Origin of the sequence: Glycocaulis sp. (genome assembly GCF_052168375.1) — a bacterium.
Lineage (GTDB): Bacteria > Pseudomonadota > Alphaproteobacteria > Caulobacterales > Maricaulaceae > Glycocaulis.
On sequence record NZ_JBQLZR010000268.1, the window covers coordinates 1 to 18766 of the forward strand.

At 64.5% G+C, this 18766-nt stretch carries 18 protein-coding genes; 12 read left to right on the plus strand and 6 right to left on the minus strand.

The window, feature by feature from the left end:
* Nucleotides 1-2389 (minus strand): ligase-associated DNA damage response DEXH box helicase (locus tag ACTS2Z_RS10840; protein WP_442573222.1); only part of this gene is annotated, 2389 nt, incomplete at its 3' end.
* A gap of 97 nt (nucleotides 2390-2486) precedes the next feature.
* On the opposite strand from ACTS2Z_RS10840, the gene ACTS2Z_RS10845 reads away from it, so the two are divergent.
* Together ACTS2Z_RS10845 and ACTS2Z_RS10850 are read left to right on the plus strand one after the other, a co-directional pair.
* Nucleotides 2487-4700: a prolyl oligopeptidase family serine peptidase gene (locus ACTS2Z_RS10845; RefSeq protein WP_442573223.1), complete on the plus strand. Its 2214-nt coding sequence runs from the start codon at nucleotides 2487-2489 to the stop codon at nucleotides 4698-4700.
* A 4-nt stretch (nucleotides 4701-4704) separates the two neighbouring features.
* Nucleotides 4705-5643 (plus strand): hypothetical protein, encoded by a 939-nt coding sequence (locus ACTS2Z_RS10850; protein ID WP_442573224.1) that lies wholly within the window; start codon nucleotides 4705-4707, stop codon nucleotides 5641-5643.
* 16 nt (nucleotides 5644-5659) lie between these two features.
* On the opposite strand, the gene ACTS2Z_RS10855 is transcribed toward ACTS2Z_RS10850, so the two are convergent.
* The 3 genes from ACTS2Z_RS10855 to ACTS2Z_RS10865 are packed head-to-tail and all read right to left on the minus strand — an operon-like array spanning nucleotide 5660 to nucleotide 9520.
* The gene (locus tag ACTS2Z_RS10855) at nucleotides 5660-6274 is read right to left on the minus strand and encodes a glutathione S-transferase family protein (RefSeq protein ID WP_442573225.1); all 615 of its coding nucleotides are present in this window, start codon (nucleotides 6272-6274) and stop codon (nucleotides 5660-5662) included.
* Between the two features lie 12 nt (nucleotides 6275-6286).
* A complete protein-coding gene (locus ACTS2Z_RS10860) occupies nucleotides 6287-7852 on the minus strand; it encodes an AbgT family transporter (protein WP_442573226.1) in 1566 nt (521 codons plus the stop codon).
* A 27-nt stretch (nucleotides 7853-7879) separates the two neighbouring features.
* Nucleotides 7880-9520: an AbgT family transporter gene (locus tag ACTS2Z_RS10865; protein WP_442573227.1), complete on the minus strand. Its 1641-nt coding sequence runs from the start codon at nucleotides 9518-9520 to the stop codon at nucleotides 7880-7882.
* A gap of 297 nt (nucleotides 9521-9817) precedes the next feature.
* On the opposite strand from ACTS2Z_RS10865, the gene ACTS2Z_RS10870 reads away from it, so the two are divergent.
* The 5 genes from ACTS2Z_RS10870 to ACTS2Z_RS10890 all read left to right on the plus strand — a co-directional run bounded on the left by ACTS2Z_RS10870 (nucleotide 9818) and on the right by ACTS2Z_RS10890 (nucleotide 12887).
* Nucleotides 9818-10639 (plus strand): mechanosensitive ion channel family protein, encoded by an 822-nt coding sequence (locus ACTS2Z_RS10870; protein ID WP_442573228.1) that lies wholly within the window; start codon nucleotides 9818-9820, stop codon nucleotides 10637-10639.
* A 51-nt stretch (nucleotides 10640-10690) separates the two neighbouring features.
* Nucleotides 10691-10996: a DUF6460 domain-containing protein gene (locus ACTS2Z_RS10875; RefSeq protein WP_442573229.1), complete on the plus strand. Its 306-nt coding sequence runs from the start codon at nucleotides 10691-10693 to the stop codon at nucleotides 10994-10996.
* A gap of 106 nt (nucleotides 10997-11102) precedes the next feature.
* Nucleotides 11103-11915 (plus strand): response regulator, encoded by an 813-nt coding sequence (locus ACTS2Z_RS10880; RefSeq protein ID WP_442573230.1) that lies wholly within the window; start codon nucleotides 11103-11105, stop codon nucleotides 11913-11915.
* A gap of 58 nt (nucleotides 11916-11973) precedes the next feature.
* Complete coding sequence (locus ACTS2Z_RS10885) at nucleotides 11974-12483, plus strand: PaaI family thioesterase (RefSeq protein ID WP_442573231.1); 510 nt, start codon at nucleotides 11974-11976, stop codon at nucleotides 12481-12483.
* The gene (locus ACTS2Z_RS10890) at nucleotides 12480-12887 is read left to right on the plus strand and encodes a PaaI family thioesterase (RefSeq protein ID WP_442573232.1); all 408 of its coding nucleotides are present in this window, start codon (nucleotides 12480-12482) and stop codon (nucleotides 12885-12887) included. The genes ACTS2Z_RS10885 and ACTS2Z_RS10890 overlap by 4 nt, the downstream gene beginning before the upstream one ends.
* Here ACTS2Z_RS10890 and ACTS2Z_RS10895 read toward each other — a convergent pair.
* Nucleotides 12884-13894 carry an NAD(P)/FAD-dependent oxidoreductase gene (locus ACTS2Z_RS10895; protein WP_442573233.1) on the minus strand — a complete coding sequence of 337 codons (1011 nt, stop codon included), beginning with the start codon at nucleotides 13892-13894 and terminating at the stop codon, nucleotides 12884-12886. The two genes, ACTS2Z_RS10890 and ACTS2Z_RS10895, sit on opposite strands and share 4 nt — an antisense overlap.
* Before the next feature lie 109 nt (nucleotides 13895-14003).
* Between ACTS2Z_RS10895 and ACTS2Z_RS10900 the strand changes: the two genes are divergently transcribed.
* The 4 genes from ACTS2Z_RS10900 to ACTS2Z_RS10915 all read left to right on the plus strand — a co-directional run bounded on the left by ACTS2Z_RS10900 (nucleotide 14004) and on the right by ACTS2Z_RS10915 (nucleotide 16527).
* Nucleotides 14004-14348 (plus strand): thiol-disulfide oxidoreductase DCC family protein, encoded by a 345-nt coding sequence (locus ACTS2Z_RS10900; RefSeq protein ID WP_442573234.1) that lies wholly within the window; start codon nucleotides 14004-14006, stop codon nucleotides 14346-14348.
* Complete coding sequence (locus ACTS2Z_RS10905; RefSeq protein ID WP_442573235.1) at nucleotides 14345-15901, plus strand: FAD-binding domain-containing protein; 1557 nt, start codon at nucleotides 14345-14347, stop codon at nucleotides 15899-15901. The genes ACTS2Z_RS10900 and ACTS2Z_RS10905 overlap by 4 nt, the downstream gene beginning before the upstream one ends.
* A complete protein-coding gene (locus ACTS2Z_RS10910; protein WP_442573236.1) occupies nucleotides 15898-16056 on the plus strand; it encodes a DUF2256 domain-containing protein in 159 nt (52 codons plus the stop codon). The genes ACTS2Z_RS10905 and ACTS2Z_RS10910 overlap by 4 nt, the downstream gene beginning before the upstream one ends.
* A 141-nt stretch (nucleotides 16057-16197) precedes the next feature.
* Entirely contained in the window at nucleotides 16198-16527 is a 330-nt protein-coding gene (locus ACTS2Z_RS10915; protein WP_442573237.1) for a UrcA family protein, read from the plus strand.
* Nucleotides 16528-16620: 93 nt separating this feature from the next.
* Here the strand turns inward: ACTS2Z_RS10915 and ahr are convergent, their stop codons facing one another.
* Nucleotides 16621-17631 (minus strand): NADPH-dependent aldehyde reductase Ahr, encoded by a 1011-nt coding sequence (gene ahr, locus ACTS2Z_RS10920; RefSeq protein ID WP_442573238.1) that lies wholly within the window; start codon nucleotides 17629-17631, stop codon nucleotides 16621-16623.
* A 99-nt stretch (nucleotides 17632-17730) separates the two neighbouring features.
* Here ahr and ACTS2Z_RS10925 point away from each other — a divergent pair.
* Nucleotides 17731-18766 (plus strand): MATE family efflux transporter (locus tag ACTS2Z_RS10925; RefSeq protein ID WP_442573239.1); only part of this gene is annotated, 1036 nt, incomplete at its 3' end.

Here is an 18766-nt window from a genome sequence, read left to right on the forward strand (position 1 = left end):
GGACGGCCAGCGGCGACACCCGGTCCAGCGCGACGGCATCAATGCGCCCGGCAATGGCCGCCAGACGGTCCGACAGGCGGCGAATATCGAGAAGTCCGGTCGCAGCATCGCGCCATGCCGCCTGCATCAGTATGTGATCAGGCTCGTGCTCACGCAGCACATTGTAGATGAGATCAGCGGAGAAGCTGACCTGCCGTCCGGTCTTCTCAAGTCCGGGATGGCGGCGCTCGATCAGTCCGGAAATCAGGGCGCAATAGCGGAACGTGCGCTGCATCAGCACACTCTCGTTCAGCCAGGCATCAAGATCATCACCCATCAGGTCAGGGTCGAAAAGCTGTTCGAAGTTGACCCCGGCCATGTCCTCCAGCGCCCAGACGGAGAGCGCGTATTCGTTGGCCACATAGCCCAGAGGTTTGAGGCCAAGGCGCTCCAGCCGGCGCGTCAGCAGCACGCCGAGCGTGGCGTGCGCGAGCCGCCCCTCGAACGGATAGCAGACGAGGTAGTGTTTGCCCGCGCGGGGGAAGGTCTCCACCAGCAGCCTGTCGGCCTGCGGCAGGCGCGAGCGCAGACGCTGAATCTCCAGCCATTCGCGCACCTGGTCCGGCAGGCTGTGCCAGCTTTCCGGCTCACTTACCAGCTTGCGGACGCGCTCGGCCAGATAGGTGGAAAGCGGGAACTTTCCGCCCTGCCACGAGGGCACTTTGGGATCCTCACCGCTTGCCCGGCTGACGAAGAGATCGGTCTGGCTCGTGCCTTCAAAGCGCAGGACCTGCCCGGCAAAGAGGAAGGTGTCACCGATGCTGAGCTGGTCTGCGAACCATTCCTCCAGCTGGCCCAGGCGCGGCCCCGCGGCGCGCAGGCTTTTTGCACCGCTGCGCGCGCTGACCACGCGCACATCCAGCATCGGGCTTTCCACGATGGTGCCGATATTCAGCCGGTGGCGCTGGGCGAAGGTGCGGTTTCTCGCCCGCCACAGCCCGTCGCGCCCCTTCACGATCCGGCAGAAGCGGTCATAGGTGCCCAGCGCATAGCCGCCGGTCGCCACGAAATCCAGAACCTGGTCGAAGGTCTCGCGCGGCAAATCGGCGTAAGGCGCAGCACTGCATATTTCCGCATAGAGGGCATCAGCCGCGAACGGATCGCCGCACGCCCGTCCCATGACGTGCTGGGCAAGGACATCGAGTGCGCCGCCCGCCAGGGGCTCGCCATCGAGCGCATTTTCGGCCACCGCGTCGCGCGCGGACAGACATTCGAGATGCTCGAACCGGTTGGTCGGCACCAGCACCGCGCGGGACACTTCGTCGAGGCGGTGATTGGCCCGGCCCAGGCGCTGGATGAGGCGCGAGGTGCCCTTGGGTGCGCCCAGCTGGACAACAAGGTCCACATCGCCCCAGTCAATGCCGAGATCGAGCGTGGAGGTACATACCACAGCCCGCAGCTTTCCAGCGGCCATGGCGCCTTCCACCTTGCGTCGCTGCTCGACGCTGAGAGAGCCGTGATGCAGGGCGATCGGCAGATTGTCGTCATTGATCCGCCAGAGCTGCTGGAAGGCAAATTCGGCCTGGGAGCGGGTGTTGACGAAGACGAGCGCGGTTCGCGCCTCCTTGAGAAGCGCGTAGACACCCTCCATGGCGTGCTGGCCCATATGCCCGGCCCAGGGGATGCGCGCATCGGGCGTGAGGATGGAGACATCGGCCTCTGCCCCGCCTGCCCCGGTGACGACGCGGGTGGTGAGATGAGGGCTTGCCGGATTTCGCGACAGCCAGCGGGCATGGCCCTCCACATCCTTCACCGTCGCGGAAAGCCCGATACGGCGTGCACCGGGGGCGTAGCGGGTGATGGCGGCAAGGCCGAGCGCGAGCAGGTCGCCGCGCTTTTGCGGGGCAAGCGCATGCACCTCGTCAATGATCACCGCCTTCAGGTCGGCAAAGAAGGCCGCGCCGTTTTCCTGCGCCACGAAAAGCGCCAGCTGCTCTGGCGTGGTCAGCAATATGTCGGGCGGGGCGGCGCGCTGGCGCGCGCGCTTGGCCTGCGGTGTATCGCCGGTACGCGTCTCGATGCGCAGCTTGAGTCCCATCTCCTCTACCGGCGTCATGAGATTGCGGGCGACATCCTGCGACAGGGCTTTCAGCGGCGAGATGTAGAGCGTGTGCAAGGTGTGGGGCCGGTCCCTGCCCCCATTGGCGGCAATGTCTGCCAGCTCGATGAGAGAGGGCAGGAAACCGCCCAGCGTCTTGCCGCCGCCAGTAGGCGCGATCAGGAGCACATCCTCGCCCGCGCCCGCCGCTTCCAGCATGGCAAGCTGGTGGGCGCGCGGCGCCCAGCCCCGGCGTGCAAACCATTGCGCGAACAGGGGCGGAAGTTGCGGCGAGGCAGCGCTTGTGTCCATGGGATGAAGACTTAAGGCGGATGCCGCAGCCGGTCGACATTTTCTGCCTGTCTGCCTAGGTTTCTGCCCCATCAACCACTCACGGGGAGCGCATGACATGACGCGTGGCATTATCCTTCCGCTGGCGGGCCTTCTGGCCCTCTCCGCATGCGGTGAACAGGTTGCGACGAGCGAAGGCGATGCCAGCGCTGTCATTGTCGGCGCGGCCCACACGCAAGAGCGTCTGCAATACCCGACGACCCGCACGGTCGAGCAGGTCGATATCTACCAGTCTGCGGCGCAAGGCGAAGTGGAGGTCTCCGACCCCTATCGCTGGCTTGAAGGTGATGTGCGCGTCAGCGCCGAGGTGGAGGCCTGGGTCACCGCGCAGAATGCGGTCACCAACCGCTATCTGGAAAACCTGCCGGGCCGGTCGATGATCGCGGCCCGCCTGCGCGAATTGTGGGACTATGAGCGCGTCTCTGTGCCGTCAGCGCGCGAGGGACGCTATTTCTACTCCTATAATGACGGGCTGCAGGATCAGTCTGTCTACATGGTGCGCGATGGTCTGGACGGCGAAGCGCGTGTCCTGATCGATCCCAATTCGCTTTCGGAAGACGGCACGGTGGCACTGGCTGGCACCTGGGCGAGCCCGGATGGCAGCCATGTCGCCTACATGCTGCAGGATGGCGGGTCGGACTGGCGCACGGCGCGCGTCATCAATGTCGAGACCGGCGAGACGCTGGGCGACCAGCTTGAATGGATCAAGTTCTCCAATCTTTCGTGGGCCAAGGACGGATCGGGCTTTTTCTACTCACGATATCCGCAGCCGGCCGAGGGCGAGGAGTTCACCTCGCTCAACATGGACCAGGCAATCTATTTCCACGCGCTTGGCACCGACCAGAGCGAAGACCGCCTCATCATGGCGGATCCCGATAATCCGGCCGTCGGCTGGCGCGGCTTTGTCAGCGATGATGGCGATTATCTGGTCATATATTCCTCGACCGGCACGGACGGAAACGGCATCCACATCCTCGACCTGACCGAAGAAGGCGCCGAGCCGGTGGCCGTGTTCGAAGGCTATGCCAACAACCATGTGCCGGTCGGCAATATCGGATCGACCTTCCTGTTCCTGACCGATCTCGATGCGCCCAACCAGCGCATCGTTTCGCTCGATCTGGCTGATCCTTCGGCCCTGACCGACATCATCGCCGAGGGCGATTACCCGATCACCAGCGCCAGCCATGTCGGCGGGCATCTGATCGTGCAATCGTTTGAAGACGTGCGCTCGGTCGTGCGCATCTACACCCCGCAGGGCGAGCCAGTGCGCGAGGTCGAACTGCCAGGTCTCGGCCAGGCGGGCGGCTTTGACGGGCGTCCCGATGCCAGCGAGACCTTCTACAGCTTTACCAGCTTCAACCAGCCGCCGACCGTCTACCGCTACGATGTCGAGACGGGCGAAAGCAGTGTCTTTGCCCAGCCCGAACTGACCTTCGATCCCGAAGATTATGCCGTTTCCCAAGTCTTCTACGGATCGACCGGCGGAGCGCAGGTGCCGATGTATATCGTGCACCACCGCGACGTGACCCCGGACGGCTCGCGTCCCACCCTTCTCTATGGCTATGGCGGATTCAACATTTCGATGACGCCGGGCTTTGACGTGCGCCGCCTGCAATGGATGGAAATGGGCGGGGTGTTTGCTCTTGCCAATATCCGGGGTGGCTCCGAATACGGGCGCGACTGGCACGATGGCGGCCGCCTTGCCAACAAGCAGAACGTGTTCGACGACTTCATCAATGCCGCCGAGCACCTGATCGAAATGGGCTGGACCAGCCCGGACAACATCGCCATCGAGGGCCGCTCCAATGGCGGGCTGCTCGTCGGGGCGGTAGCAAACCAGCGCCCGGACCTCTTCGCCGCGGCCCTGCCGGGCGTCGGCGTGATGGACATGCTGCGCTTCAACCAGTTCACCGCTGGCCGGTTCTGGGTGGATGATTACGGCAGCCCGCAGGACCCGGAAATGTTCGATGTCCTCTACGCCTACTCACCGCTGCACACCATCCCCCAAGGCGAAGGCTATCCGGCGACGCTCGTAACCACGGCCGATACCGATGACCGCGTCGTGCCGGGCCACTCGTTCAAGTATATCGCCGCCCTGCAAGCCGCCGATACCGGCAACGCCCCGACACTGATCCGCATCGAGACGCGGGCCGGACATGGTGCCGGCACGCCGGTCTCCAAGCTAATCGAGGAAACGGCGGACAAGTGGGCCTTCATCGCCTTCCATACCGGGCTGGACCTGGCCCGTCCGGCCATGCCGGCCGACGAATAGAAGGATGGATATTGCCCGGCTCAAAGCTGTCCATGGCGAAGTGAAAGCCCTCAAGGGCGGGCCAGACAGCACAGCTGCGTGGTTCAGCGCCTATGCGCTGGCCCTCTCGGACGGCGATCCGGCCAGCCTTGCCGGGCAGCTTGTGGGCGGGCATGACGCGCTCAAGAGTGCGCTTGGCAGCTGGCATGCACCCAGTGGCAGCCTGCGCTGGCTCTATGCTGCGCTGCTGGTCGGCAATGGCCGTGCAACGGCAGAGTTCGTCCGCCTGCGCGACGCGCTGAAAGCCGGTGAAAAGCAAGCCAATGCCGGAAAGCTCTATGCGGGGGGTAGCCGGGTTGCCCTCGTTCTGGCTCTCGCCGATGCCGGTTCCGCGCACGCCGTGCGGCGCTTCTTTGCCATCCGGTCGGCAATCCGCCCGCCCTGGTGGCGGGCCAATCCGGCAATCACGGACCAGTTTGCCGCCTCTCATGCCGCACAGGACGATGCGCCGGAAACGGTCGTGCGGGCGCGGGAAGCGGCCATGGCTGTATTTGCAGCGGAAAAGGCCACGCGAGGCCTGAAGCGTGAAGGCGCGCGGCTTTGCGCGCTCTACGGGCAGGAAGCGGCCAGCGTGCGTGACCGCTACCTCGCGCTGCGCGAGGGCGTTCGCGCCTACAAGGCCCTTCGCCATGCCGGTAACCGGCACATCTTCATCGAGTGGGCTGCCCATGGTGTAACGCCCGGCGATCTGGCCGAGATCGACGCCAACATGGCAGAACTTGGCAAGGTGACGCAAACCGGGTCGGCGCGGCTGCGCCTTGCCCATCTGGTCTGGCTGGGCGCGCGCGGCGAAGGCGGGCTTGGCAGCGTTTCTGCGATGGCTGCGGTAATCGCGGCCCAGACAGCGGCCATCATTGCCGTCACGACCGCAGCGACGGCAGCGACGACCTCCACCAGTTCCTGAAAATCAGTCCGGCAGGCTAGACGCCCTGCTCCAGCATGCGCTTGTAGCCTTCGCGGGCATGGGCACGTTTCAGCCAGTCGCGGATTGAAGGCGCGTTCTCCAGAAGACCCGATTTCTCCATGGAATCGAGCTGGAAGCCCATCAGGCAGTCGGCAGCGGTGAACATGTCACCGGCAAACCATGTGTGCCGGGACAGGTGCTGTTCAATTGTAGCCGTCGCCTTGTCACGCTCTCCGGTCATCCAGCCGGCAAGGAGCGAATCCTGAAGGCCCGTCGCACGGACAAACACCAGGATCAGTCCGGGGAGGAATGGCGAGCCTTCGGCCGCATGCATCCATTCCAGATAGCGCGCAAACTCCGGCCGGCCGGGCTTGGGATGCAGGCGATGCTCGGTGTCGAACATGGCGAGAATGTACTGCGCAATAGCGCCGGTCTCGGCGATGACCTGACCGTCATGTTCAAGCAGGGGCGCCTTGCCCATTGGATGCACTTTCAGCAGTTCGGGCGGCGCAAGACGCGTCTGCGCGTCCCGTTCGTGGCGGACCAGCGTGTAAGGCAGGCCCAACTCCTCCAGCAGCCAGATGATGCGCTGCGAGCGAGAGGCGTTGAGGTGGTGGAGAACGAGGCTCATTGCGGCCAATCCTTACATTTGCGGGACGCTGGCAGGCACGTCATAGCCGACCGGTGCCCCCGGCCCGACCGGCAGCCCGAGCGCGACCCAGAAAATGGTGAGCGCGAGGCCCCCGATCAGGAAGAAGAACGAATAGGGCAGCATGTTCGCCAGAAGGCCGCCCATGCCGAACTCAGGGTCCCAGCGGCGGCAGAAGGCCAGCACCATCGGGAAATAGACCATGAGCGGCGTGATGATGTTGGTCACGCTGTCACCGACCCGGTAAGCCGCCGTCGACATTTCCGGGCTGACGCCCAGCAGCATCAGCATGGGCACGAGGATAGGCGCGATGGCCGCCCATTTGGCGCTGGCCGAGCCGATGACGAGGTTCAAGGTCGCGCTCAGCACCACGACAGCCGCCAGCAGGAGCGGCGCGGGAAGGCCCGCTGCCTCGATGGCGCGCGCGCCCTCAATGGCAAGGATGCCGCCCATATTCGTCCAGGTCAGCAGGACGACAAAATGGGCCGCGGTAAAGGCAAGCACGATATAGCCCGCCATGTCCTTCATCGCCTCGGTCGACATCTGCACGACATCGCGGTGGCTGCGGATGGTGCGCACCGCCGCACCGAAGGCAACGCCGGTAAAGAGGAACAGGAAGAAGAAATAGGCGATCAGGCTCTGGATCATCGGATCGAAGCGGAAGGCGGGATCGGCTTCGAGATTTTGCAGGTACTGCCCCGGACCAAAGGTCAGAAGGAGCCAGATGCCGGTAATGCCGAGGAAGGCAAAGAGCGACCACCACAGGCCCTTGCGCTCTTCCGGCGCCAGTTCGGAATCGGCCTTCTGGCTGGAGATTGGTGTCGCAGAGGTCGGCACATAGGCGCCAAGGCGCGGCTCGATGATGCGGTCGGTGACGAACCAGCCCAGCGGGAAGAACACGACCGCCATGCCTGCGATGAAGAACCAGTTGCCGGCAAGGTTTGCCATCCAGCTGGGATCGAGCACATGCACGGCCGGCTCGGTCACACCGAGGATCAGGGCGTCGATGGGGCCAGGCATGAAATTGGCTGAGAAGCCGCCCGAAACCCCGGCAAAGGCCGCTGCAATACCGGCAATGGGGTGGCGCCCGACAGAGGCGTAGATCACGCCCGAGAGCGGGATCAGGACCACATAGGCCGCGTCAGACGAGTGCGTCGCCACCAGCGCCAGCAGCATGACGATGGGCGTCATCGCCTTTTTCGGCGCATTGCGCAGGCCCGCACGCAAAGCCGCCGAGAAAAAGCCCGAACGTTCCGCGACGCCCGCGCCCAGCATGATGACCAGCGTCAGCCCGAGCGGGGTGAAGCCGGTCAGGGTCTGCGGCATGGAGGTCAGCAATCGCTGCACGTTATCGCGCGACAGCAGAGAACTTGCCTGCAGGGTTTCACCGGTGATCGGGTTGACCGCGCTCATGCCCAGCCCTGCGGCAAGCGCAGAGAGCGCCATCAGGATCAGGATCAGCCAGACAAAGATGAAGACCGGATCAGGCAAGGCATTGCCGAACCGTTCCACGGCATCGAGAAACCCGCCCTTGCGGGGCTTATCCGCAGCGTCAGACATGCGTACTCCTGTGATTTCCGGCTATTGCTACTGGCCAGCGGTAGGCAGCGTGTACCCGACCTCTGCGCCTGGCCCCAGCGGGAGGCCGAGGAACACCCAGGCGATGGTCAGGATGATCCCGCTGATCAGCAGCCAGAGCGAATAGGGCACCATGGCCGCCGTCAGCGACCCGATACCGAACTCTGGCACCCAGCGGCGGGCAAATACCAGCACGAGCGGGAAATAGACCATGAGCGGGGTGATGATGTTGGTAGCGCTGTCGCCGACGCGATAGGCCGCCGTTGCCATTTCCGGACTGACACCCAGCAGCATCAGCATCGGGACCAGGATTGGCGCCATGAAGGCCCACTTGGCGCTGGCCGAGCCGACGAACAGGTTCAGTATGCCCGCGAAGATCACGATCAGGCCGAGAACGATGGGCAAGGGAAGGCCGGACTGTTCGATGGCGCCCGCGCCGTTGACGGCGGCGATGAGGCCGAGATTGGACTGGTTGAACAGCTCCACGAAGTAGGCCGCCGCAAACGCGAGGACGAGGTAATACCCCATGTCCTTCATGCCGCCCGCCATCATCTCCACAGTGTCGCGGTGGGTCTTGATCGTGCCCGCTGCCATACCGTAGGCGACGCCTGCGGCAAGGAAGAGGAAGAGGAAACCGGCAACCAGCGAAGAGAAGAACGGGACCAGCTGCTGGGCCGGGGCCAGCGCGGGATCGGGGTTGAGAAGCGGCGGATTGCCGTTCCACACGGATACCGCCCCGAACGTCACGGCCTCGACGAGATCAATCGTCAGGAACAGCCAGAGGAACATGACCGCCAGCACGGCAAGGCCGGCATGGGCTAGGCCCTTCTTCTGGCCGGGGGTCAGTTCCGCATCGGGATCATCCTCAGCCGAGGTGCTGCCCGCGACAGCGCCGCCGGTCCACGCGCCCAGGCGCTTTTCGATAATGGCATCGGTGACGAACCAGATGATCGGCAGGTAGATCAGCGTCATCGCGGCGATGAAGAACCAGTTGCCGGCAATGTTCATCGTCCAGTCGGCAACCAGCGTGCCGACAGCCGCTTCGGTTATGCCAAACAGCAGCGCGTCAAGCTGGCCGGGGAAGAGGTTGGCGGAGAACCCGCCCGACACCCCGGCAAAGGCCGCGGCTATACCGGCGATGGGATGGCGTCCCGCCGCAGCATAGATGACACCAGCCAGAGGTATCAGCACCACATAGGCCGCATCGGCGGCGAGGTTTGCCAGCATCGCCACCAGCGCCACGACCGGCGTCAGCAGGAAGCGCGGCGCGTTGCGCACGGCTGCGCGCATCGCGGTGCCGAAAAGGCCCGCGCGCTCGGCGACACCGGCGCCCAGCATGACCACCAGCACATAACCCAGCGGGTGGAAGGAGGTGAAGATAGTCGGCATGCGCACCAGCAGGCCTTCAATGATCTCGGAGCGCACCAGCATGCGCGCTTCCTCGATCACGGGCGTTCCGTCCTCGTTGACGCGCACCGGGTGTTCCACCGACACGCCGAAGAGTTCCGCCACGATCGAGATCGCGACCAGTATCAGGATAAGCCAGGCAAAAATGATGACCGGGTCAGGCAGCTTGTTGCCCGTCTTCTCGATCCAGCCGAGAATCCCGGTCTGGCGCTCCTGAGTGGCAGGCGCATCGGCCTTGGTCATGATCTTTCCCCCTTGGCGCAGAACACCGGGCAATGGCTGCCTTCCGGTCCGCATCATGTCTGAACGAGGCGGTCCGCGCCGCCCTTATGGCGGCAAGATTAAGCATTACCGGGGCATTTGGGGAACCCTGCTTTTCCGTTCACGTATGAAGTCCGGCGCAGTTCATGCACTCCTGCGTGCACGCCTGCGGCGGCGGCCCCGCCACCGGTTCGACCTCGCGGTCATTCCATGCTAAACGGCCCGCAACATCTGAAATCATTGGCAAAAGGACACCCCGGCATGGAAATTGGCGGCGACTTGAACGCTCAGATTGACACCATCACGCAATACCTCGCCACGGTCGGGGTCGCGGTTCTTGTCAATGTTGCGCTCGCCGGCCTGATCCTCGTCGTCGGCATGTTCATGGCGGGGTTCATTTCCCGGCGTGTGCGCAACTGGGCGGTGAACCATCCGCGCATCGACACGACGCTTGCTGTCTTTTTCGCCTCGATCGTTCGCTATCTGATCATTGCGGTGGTCATCATCGCGGTCCTGACGCGCTTCGGGGTCGAGACCACCTCGCTCGTCGCCGCGCTCGGCGCGATGACGCTTGCGATCGGCCTTGCCTTGCAGGGCACGCTGTCCAACGTGGCTGCCGGCGTGATGATCGTCTTCTTCCGGCCCTACAAGATCGGCGATTTCGTCGATATTGGCGGAGCCTCGGGTAGCGTGCGTGACATCACCCTCTTCTACACGGAGCTGACAACGCCCGATAACCGCCAGGTGATCGTGCCCAACGCCCAGTCCTGGGGGCAGGTCATCATCAATTTCTCCGGTTACGACACGCGCCGGGTCGATTTCATGTTCAGCGCCTCCTACGAATCCGATGTCGAAAAAGTCCGCGGCGTGATCCGGAAGGTGCTGGAGGATGACGAGCGCGTCCTGCCCATGCCCGAAGTGGTCGTGGAGGTGGCAGCGCACGGCGCCTCGTCGGTCGACTATACCGCCCGCGCCTGGGTGAAATCGGAGGATTACTGGGCCTATTTCTGGGAAAAGACCCGCCTCATGAAGCTCGCCTTCGACGCTGAAGGCATTGAAATCCCGTATCCGCACCAGGTTCATATCAACAAGCCGGGCTAGGCCTTCGATTTCGCCTCACACGTGCCGCAATCTTTGCGCTAATGTGCGCGCATGAGCGATACACACGAGCCCCAAAAGACCTTCCTGCAGCGCCTCGTCTCGGTGCGCTTGCGCGACATACTGGTATTGTTCCTGCTGTGTGTGCTGGCAGGGCTGGTGCTGGCCTTGTTCAATATTGACCCGGCAGAGCTTTGGGTCGATTTCTTCGGCACGATTGCCCGGGCGTGGGACCGCTTCTTCGTCATCGTGACGGAATCGCTGGGCTGGTCGGTACGCTACTTCCTGCTCGGTGCCGTCCTCGTTGTGCCGCTCTGGATCCTGTGGCGGGTCTTCGCCGCCATGGGCCGGCGTTCCTGATCGGGCTTACCCGCTATTAACCCTGAAACCGGTTTGAACGGGCTTTTGCCCTTCACCCCTGCTAGCGTTTTCTTCAAGCGGGGACTGGCGGGACAGCGGGGCAGCCATGCAATTCGACGATCTGGCGACAAGCACGCCCGTCCAGCGGACGGTATCGGCCCGCTGGCAGGATCGCCCCATACTCATCGTTGATCCGTCAAATTTCCTGCGCCGGCTGGTGGCTGATGTCCTGCGTCACGCGGGCGCGGATCGCGTCTCGACCTTTGGTGACATCGAAGCCGGGCTGAACGCCGCAACAGGCTTTGCGCGTCCCATCATCATAGCCGACTGGTCGGAGAAGGGTTCGCCAGGTCCTGCCCTGACGCGCGCCCTGCGCCGCAAGAATCTGCCGGTTCGCCGCGCCCCCATCATCGCCCTAGGCAGCACCGGGCAGCTTCGCGAAGTCGAACGGGCCCGCGATGCCGGCGTCAATGGCTTTGTCCTGCGCCCTGTCTCGCCGGCCATGCTGTTTTCGCGCCTCGATGAAACCGTGCGCCGGCCGCGTGCCTATGTGGAAACCGACAGCTTTGCCGGTCCGGACCGCCGCATCCGTCCCAACCAGGACGGACGCATTGCTTGGAAGCGCGGCCCGGACGTGGAAGCAGGTCTGGCAACACCGCTGGAAGCCGCCCTTGCCCAGGCAGACGCCATGGCTGCTGCCATGATGCGTCAGGGCGACATGATCGCGGCGCGCGTCGGACGGTCCCTGCGCCAGTATCTGGAAACCGTGAAGGATATCGGACCGCGCGAGACCGAGATCATCACCCTGCACCGTTCGGCCCTGCGCCGCCTGCAGGAATTCGAAGGCGCGCCGCCCGCCCATCGCAATGAACTCGTCAACGGCCTTGAAAAGATCACTGCCCGCAGGCTCGCAGCCTGACATCGCCCCCCTGATGCTGCCTCTGGCCTTGCTGCGCGCCTGCCGTTAAACGGCAGGCATGGCAAATGATCTGCAATCGCTGCTCGATACGCTGGCGCCTCTTCTTGTGGAGGGCTCGCCCCATGCCGTTGCGCTCGGCTTTCGCCTCGAACGCATCGAGGAGGGCCTCGCCATATTGCGCGCGCCCTACCGCGATGACCTGATCGGCGACCCGGATACCCGCGTGCTGCACGGCGGTGTCGTCACCGCCCTTCTCGATCATGCCTGCGGGCTTGCCGCCTTTGCCGGTCTCGGCGGCAAGGATGCTACCGCCACGCTTGATCTGCGCCTCGACTACATGCGCCCCGCCGAGCCTGGACGTGACGTGGTTGCTGTTGCCCGCTGCATCCGCGCCTCCGGCCTTTTTGCCTTCGTCACGGCCATTGCCCATGACGGCGACGAAGCCGATCCTGTGGCCACTGCCACAGCGGCCTTCATGGTCAGCCGGGTCAGTCAGGAAGCCGCCGAAAAGGCGCGGCGCGCCTTCGGCAAGTCCGCCACTCCGATCTCGAAGGTAGACAAGGCATGAGCGCGCTGGAGCCCCTTCTGTCGAGCCCATACGTGCGCACCATGGGCGTGCGCTTTGACGGTCATGGTGACGAGCTGACCGCGATACTGCCCTATACCGACACGCTGGTTGGCAATCCGCTGATCCCGGCCCTGCATGGCGGCGCCATCGGGGCGTTCATGGAGATCGCCGCCTCGGCGGCGCTGCTGGCCGGCACGCGCCTTGCCGCCCTGCCCAAACCCATCGACGTCTCCGTCGACTATTTGCGCCCGGCGCGCCCGATGGATGTGTATGCGCGCGGGATCATCACCCGTCAGGGTGCCCGCGTCGCCAATGTGCGCGTGGAAGCCTGGCAGGACCGCCGGGCCGCGCCAGTAGCGGCCTTGCACGGCCATTTCCTGATCAAGCCGGAGAGCGAAGCCTAGGCCGCAAATCGGCTGGCCAGCGCGGCGCCAAGCGCCGCGCCGCTATCCCAGGCCAGCTCTGCACGTCCGCCAAGGCGCCAGTCGCCTGCGCATCCGACCGTGCCGGTCTCATCGATCGCAAAGGGCGTGCCCGGCGCGCGTTCGCTCAAAGCGTAGCGCCAGCGATGAGCTGCTGCCCACGCCGGACGTGCCGGGAAGCCGAAGCGGATATGGGCCTCTTCCACGAGATTGCGCACCACATCGTCAGGGTCGCCTTCCAGATTGGCGGCAGACCAGCTGGTGCTGGCATGCAGGATCCAGCTCTCCGGACCTGACCGCCCGGGACGTGACAGCGAACGGGCCATCCAGGCCAGCGCGCCGCCATAGAGCTTTGCTCCGTCAAAGCCGGGATCAAAAGGCGCATCGAGAACCGCCATTACCGCCTGGCACGGACCGATAACAGCGCCATTGCCCTGCGCGATCTGGGTAGAGAAGTCGCCATCAGTTCGCGCGAGCAGATCGACCATTTGTTCAGGCGGGATGGTAATCGCGACCGCATCGAACGGACCTTGCCGGCTGCCATCTTCCAGAACCAGCATCCACGCGCCCGGCCCGCCGGCAAGGCGCTGGATGCGCTTGGAGAAGTGTACGTCGAAGCCCTCGAGGGCATGTTTGACGACCGCGTTCATGCCCGGAACGCCGACCCAGCGCTCTTCCGGCCGCAAGGGTTCGACATTGCCGGCACGGTCGATCGACACCAGCCGTCCCTGCCAGACGGATGCCTGTCCGGCGGCGGCCGCAGAGCGCATCAGCCCGGAGAAGGCCTCGCCCCTTGCCGTAATGAACTGGGCACCGTGATCGAGGCTCACTTCGCCCAGCGGTGTTTCGGTACGCCGCGTGGACAGGCGCCCGCCGGGACCGCGGCCCTTGTCGTATAGCACGCATGCCAGCCCGGCTTCCCGCAGGGCCTGCGCGCAGGCAGCGCCCGCCAGTCCCGCTCCAATGATGGCGATGTTCGCGATGGCCATATCCCCTTTACCCGTCCCCTCGTCCTTCTAGATATCAGCCTAGATGGACCGCAAAACGCAAACACAAGATCAACACGCTGCAGCCGACGCCCAATATGGAGCGTGCGAGGTGTATTTCGATGGCAGCTGCCCGATGTGCCGGGCAGAGATCGGCCATTATCGCAAGCAGGGTGCGGCGGCTGACTTTGTCGATATCCACGCGGACGGCACCGCACTTCCGGGCGCCTTGAGCCGTGAGCGGGCGATGACGCGCTTCCACGTCCGCTTGGCTGATGGCCGGCTTGTCAGCGGCGCCCGCGCCTTCGCCGAATTGTGGAAAGCAACGCCGGGCTGGCGCTGGGCAGGCCATGTCGCTGCCCTGCCCCCCATGGTCTGGATTCTCGAGCTAGCCTACCGGCTCTTCCTGCCCGTCCGGCCGGTCATCAAGGCGGTATGGCGCAGGCTGGCGCAATGACCACGAGCCTGGTCTGGTTCAAGCGCGACCTGCGGGTTCATGACCATGCGCCCCTTGCCGCAGCGGCTCAGCGCGGGCCGGTCATCGCGCTTTATATCGTCGAGCCTTTCCTGTGGGCCCGCGCCGATTATTCGGGCCGGCAATATGCGTTCCTGACTGATTGCCTCAACGGCCTGGACCAGTCACTGCAAGGGAGAGGCATCCGCCTTACAGTACGTACGGGCGAGGCTTGCGAGGTGCTGGCCCGCCTGCATGACGAGCATCCCTTTACCCATATCGAGCCGCACGAGGAAACGGGGGTGGAGGCCAGCTGGCAGCGCGACCGGTCCGTCGCCCGCTGGGCCTCCGACCGCGGCATCGCCTTCACCGAGCATCAGCAGCACGGCGTGTTGCGGCCGATGGGCTCGCGCAATGGATGGGCGCAGCGCTGGGACCGGTTCATGATGCAGAGCGTTTGCGCCGTGCCGGAAACGCTGGACGGGCCGCAACTGATGAGGCAAGCGCCGCCGGACCCGGCCCAGCTTGGACTAAAGGACGATCCATGCCGTTTTCGCCAGACCGGCGGGCGCAAGGCAGCCATCACAGACCTGCAAAGCTTCCTCACCGTCCGCGGTGAGCACTACCGCAAGGCCATGTCATCGCCGGTCACGGCCTACGAGGCGTGCTCGCGCGTTTCGGCCCATCTCGCCCTTGGCACGCTGTCCATGCGCGAAACCTTCCAGGCTGGCTTGCGGGCAAGGGAGCGTCACCGCAATGCGGGCAACACGCCCTTTGTCCGCTCGATCGACAGTTTCATCGCGCGCCTGCACTGGCATTGCCATTTCATCCAGAAGTTCGAAGACCAGACGAGTCTGGAATACGCAGAGATGCACCCGGCCTGGCGCGATGCGCGCCCTGCAGGCGACCGCGACACGATAGAGCGCTGGATTGATGGCGAGACCGGATTTCCCTTTGTCGATGCCTGCATGCGGGCACTCAAGGAAACGGGCTGGCTCAATTTCCGCATGCGGGCCATGGCCGCAGCCTTTTCCAGCTATCATCTCTGGCAGGACTGGCGCGAACCGGCGAGGCGGCTGGCCGCCCGGTTTACCGATTACGAGCCGGGCATTCACTTCCCGCAATTCCAGATGCAGTCCGGCACGACCGGCATCAACACGCCGCGCATCTATAACCCGCTCAAGCAATCCTTCGACCAGGACCCGGAGGGCGTCTTCATCAGCCGCTGGGTACCGGAACTGGCACGCCTTCCCGTTGCGGCGCGCCATGCGCCCTGGCTTGCCTCGTCTGCCGATCTGGCAAATGCCGGTGTCATCCTGGGCGAGACCTATCCGGTGCGTATTCTCGATCATGAAGTGGCGGCGCGAGACGCCCGCGCCCGCCTGACGGAAATCCGCCGCCAAGCCGGCTATCGCGATGCCGCCCGCCAGATCAATGAGCGCCATGGCAGCCGCAAATCGGGACTGAAGCAGACGGGCATCCGCCCCGTCCGCCGGACCGGCAAGGGCGGCGATCCGCGTCAGGGCATGCTCGATTTCGGAGATACGGGCCAATGAGGCGCAAAGGCGATCTTCCCACCAAGACCTGCGCATCGTGCGGGCGCCCGTTCACCTGGCGCAAGAAGTGGGAGCGTGTCTGGGACGAGGTGCGCTATTGCTCGAAGCGCTGCTCCGGTGAGGCGAAATCGGCACGCAGCAAAGCCGCACGTTAAGCAGATTTCATCGAGGCGACATACCTTCGCAATGTTCTGAGTTTCAAAGTGCACCCAGCCAAAACGGGCAAAGCGGGACGACAGTTACCCGCACCCGTTCCGGCTTGGTCGACAAGAACTCAGGAAGAAGGAATCCAGCCCATGAAAACGTCTCCCATCCTCGCAGCCGCGATTGCGGCGGCTTGCCTCGGTGCGCCTGCATTCGCCAGCACCGCCCCCTCCATCACCGTCGATTTCCGTGCGTCGGACCTGCAATCCCAGCCGGGCCGGGGCGCGCTTGAAGCCCGCCTTGAAGCCGCTGCAGAAGATGTCTGCCGCGCGACCGGCCTTCGCGGTCTTGACCGCCGCGCTGCGGAAAGCCGCTGTCAGGAGCAGACCCTGCAGCAAGCTCTCGATGCGCTCTACAGCGATGAGTACGCGCAGTTTGACGGCCGCGAAGGCCGCATCACCGTGGCCAGCGCAGAGCGCTAGCCTTTCATCCTTTGCCATTGCCCGGCGTCATTTCCCTTTCGCCGCGGCGTTTGCTGGCCCCCGCGCCATAATCGCGGGGGCCTTTTTTCGTTATCAGGCAAAATCGTTTTCAAGAACGATGCGGTAGCGCGGCTTGCCTTCACGCAGACGCTGGAAGGCATCGTCGATCTGGCTCATGGGCATGTATTCGACGTGCGGCGCAATGGCGTGGCGCGCACAGAACTCCAGCATGGTCGCCATGACCGCCGGGCTGCCCACCGGCGAACCGGATACCGATTTCTGCCCGCCGATCAGGCTGAAGGCCGGAACCGCGATCGGTTCGGGCACGACGCCCACCGTGTGCAGCCGGCCCTTTGGCGCGAGCGCGGCAATATACCGGTTCCAGTCCAGCGGTACCGCGACGGTGGACATGATGAAGTCATGGCGGCCCGCTTCGGCTTTCAGCGCATCCTTTGACCGGCTGTCGACTACACGGTGAGCGCCCAGCGCGCGTGCTTCCTCGGCCTTCGATCCGGTCGAGGTGAAGGCCGTGACCTCGCATCCCCAGGCTTTCAGGAACTGGACGGCCAGATGGCCCAGCCCGCCAATACCAATGACGCCAACCTTGTCGGTGGGTTTGACATCAAAGGCGAGAATGGGCGCAAACACCGTGATGCCGCCGCAAAAAAGCGGCCCCGCGCTGCGCGCATCGAGCCCTTCGGGCAGTTTTACTGCCCAGGCTGCCTGCAGGCGTACGCTGTCGGCGAAGCCGCCATGACGGCCGACCGCAATGCCTTGCGAGTCCGGACAGAGATTATGGTCCCCGCTCATGCAGGAATGGCAGGTCAGGCAGGAGCGTGACATCCAGCCCGCGCCGACACGGTCACCAGCCTTCAGGTGTCGCACCGCCTTGCCGGCCTGCGTGACGGTGCCAACCACCTCATGGCCAGGCACCAGCGGAAACTGTGTCTCGCCCCATTCCTCGTCCAGAAGCGACAAATCGGAATGGCAAAGCCCGCACGCCTCGACCTTCAGCTCGACCTCGTCATCGCCAAGCGGGCCGGGATCATAGCTGATCGTTTCAAATTTTCCGGCGCGTTCGCGGGCGGCATAGGCACGGATCATGGCGGCCATCCTTCCTGAAGGGAATTGCATCTGGACAGGCAAGCTAGAGTGATCACAGGGCGTTTGCGAGACCCGTGATTTATATTTATCCCGGTGCGCATGGTCCGCGAGCCCGCCCTCACCCGCCGCAGCGTTCTGGCGCTGGCCCTGCCGATCATGGCAGCCAATATCGCAACTCCGCTTGTCGGGCTGGTCGATATCGCCGTTATCGGTCGGACGGGCGCGACCGCAGAGATCGCAGCCGTTGCGCTGGGTGCGCTGATCTTCAATTTCCTGTTCTGGGCCTTCGGCTTCCTGCGCATGGGCATGACCGGCCTGACCGCGCAAGCCGATGGACGCGGCGACGAGACAGAAGTGCGCGCCAGCCTGATACGCGGCCTGCTGACCGGACTGGCGGTCGGCACGGTCCTCGTCGCCGCCCAGTGGCCCTTGCGCGAACTGGCCTTCGGCGTCTTTTCCGCCGAAGGCAGCGTGGAGGGTGCAGGCCGGGACTATTTCGATGCGCGCATCTGGAGCGCACCGGCAGCGCTGGCCGGGTTTGCGCTCTATGGCTGGTTGATCGGGCTTGGCCGCACGGGCATGGCGCTCGCTCTGCAGGTGGTGCTTAACCTGCTCAATGCGGGCCTTTCCATCCTGTTCGTCGCAGGCTTCGGATGGGGAGTCAGCGGAGTGGCGCTTGCCAGCACGCTTGCACTCTGGCTGCACCTGCTCGCCGGTGCCGTGATCATCTGGCAGGTGCTGCGTACCCGGCGGCAGGCACAGGCGCCGCTGGCCCTGATCCTGGCGCCCGCCGCGCTGCGTCGCCTGTTTGGCGTCAACCGGGACATTTTCCTGCGCACACTCGCGCTCCTGGCGGGCTTTGCCTGGTTCAACGAGATGAGCCTGCGCGAGGGAACGGATGTCATGGCAGGCAATGCCGTGCTTTTGCAGTTCATTTCCGTCATTGCCTATTTCCTCGATGCCTTTGCGCACGTCACCGAAACGGTGACAGGGCGCGCAGCCGGGCGCGGCGACTGGACAGGCCTCAAACGCGCGCTGCGGCTGGCAAGCGAACAGGCCGCCCTCTTTGCGGTGGGCGCAAGCCTGCTTCTGCTTGCAATGGGCGAAATGCTGATCGGGCTGATCACGACCGACC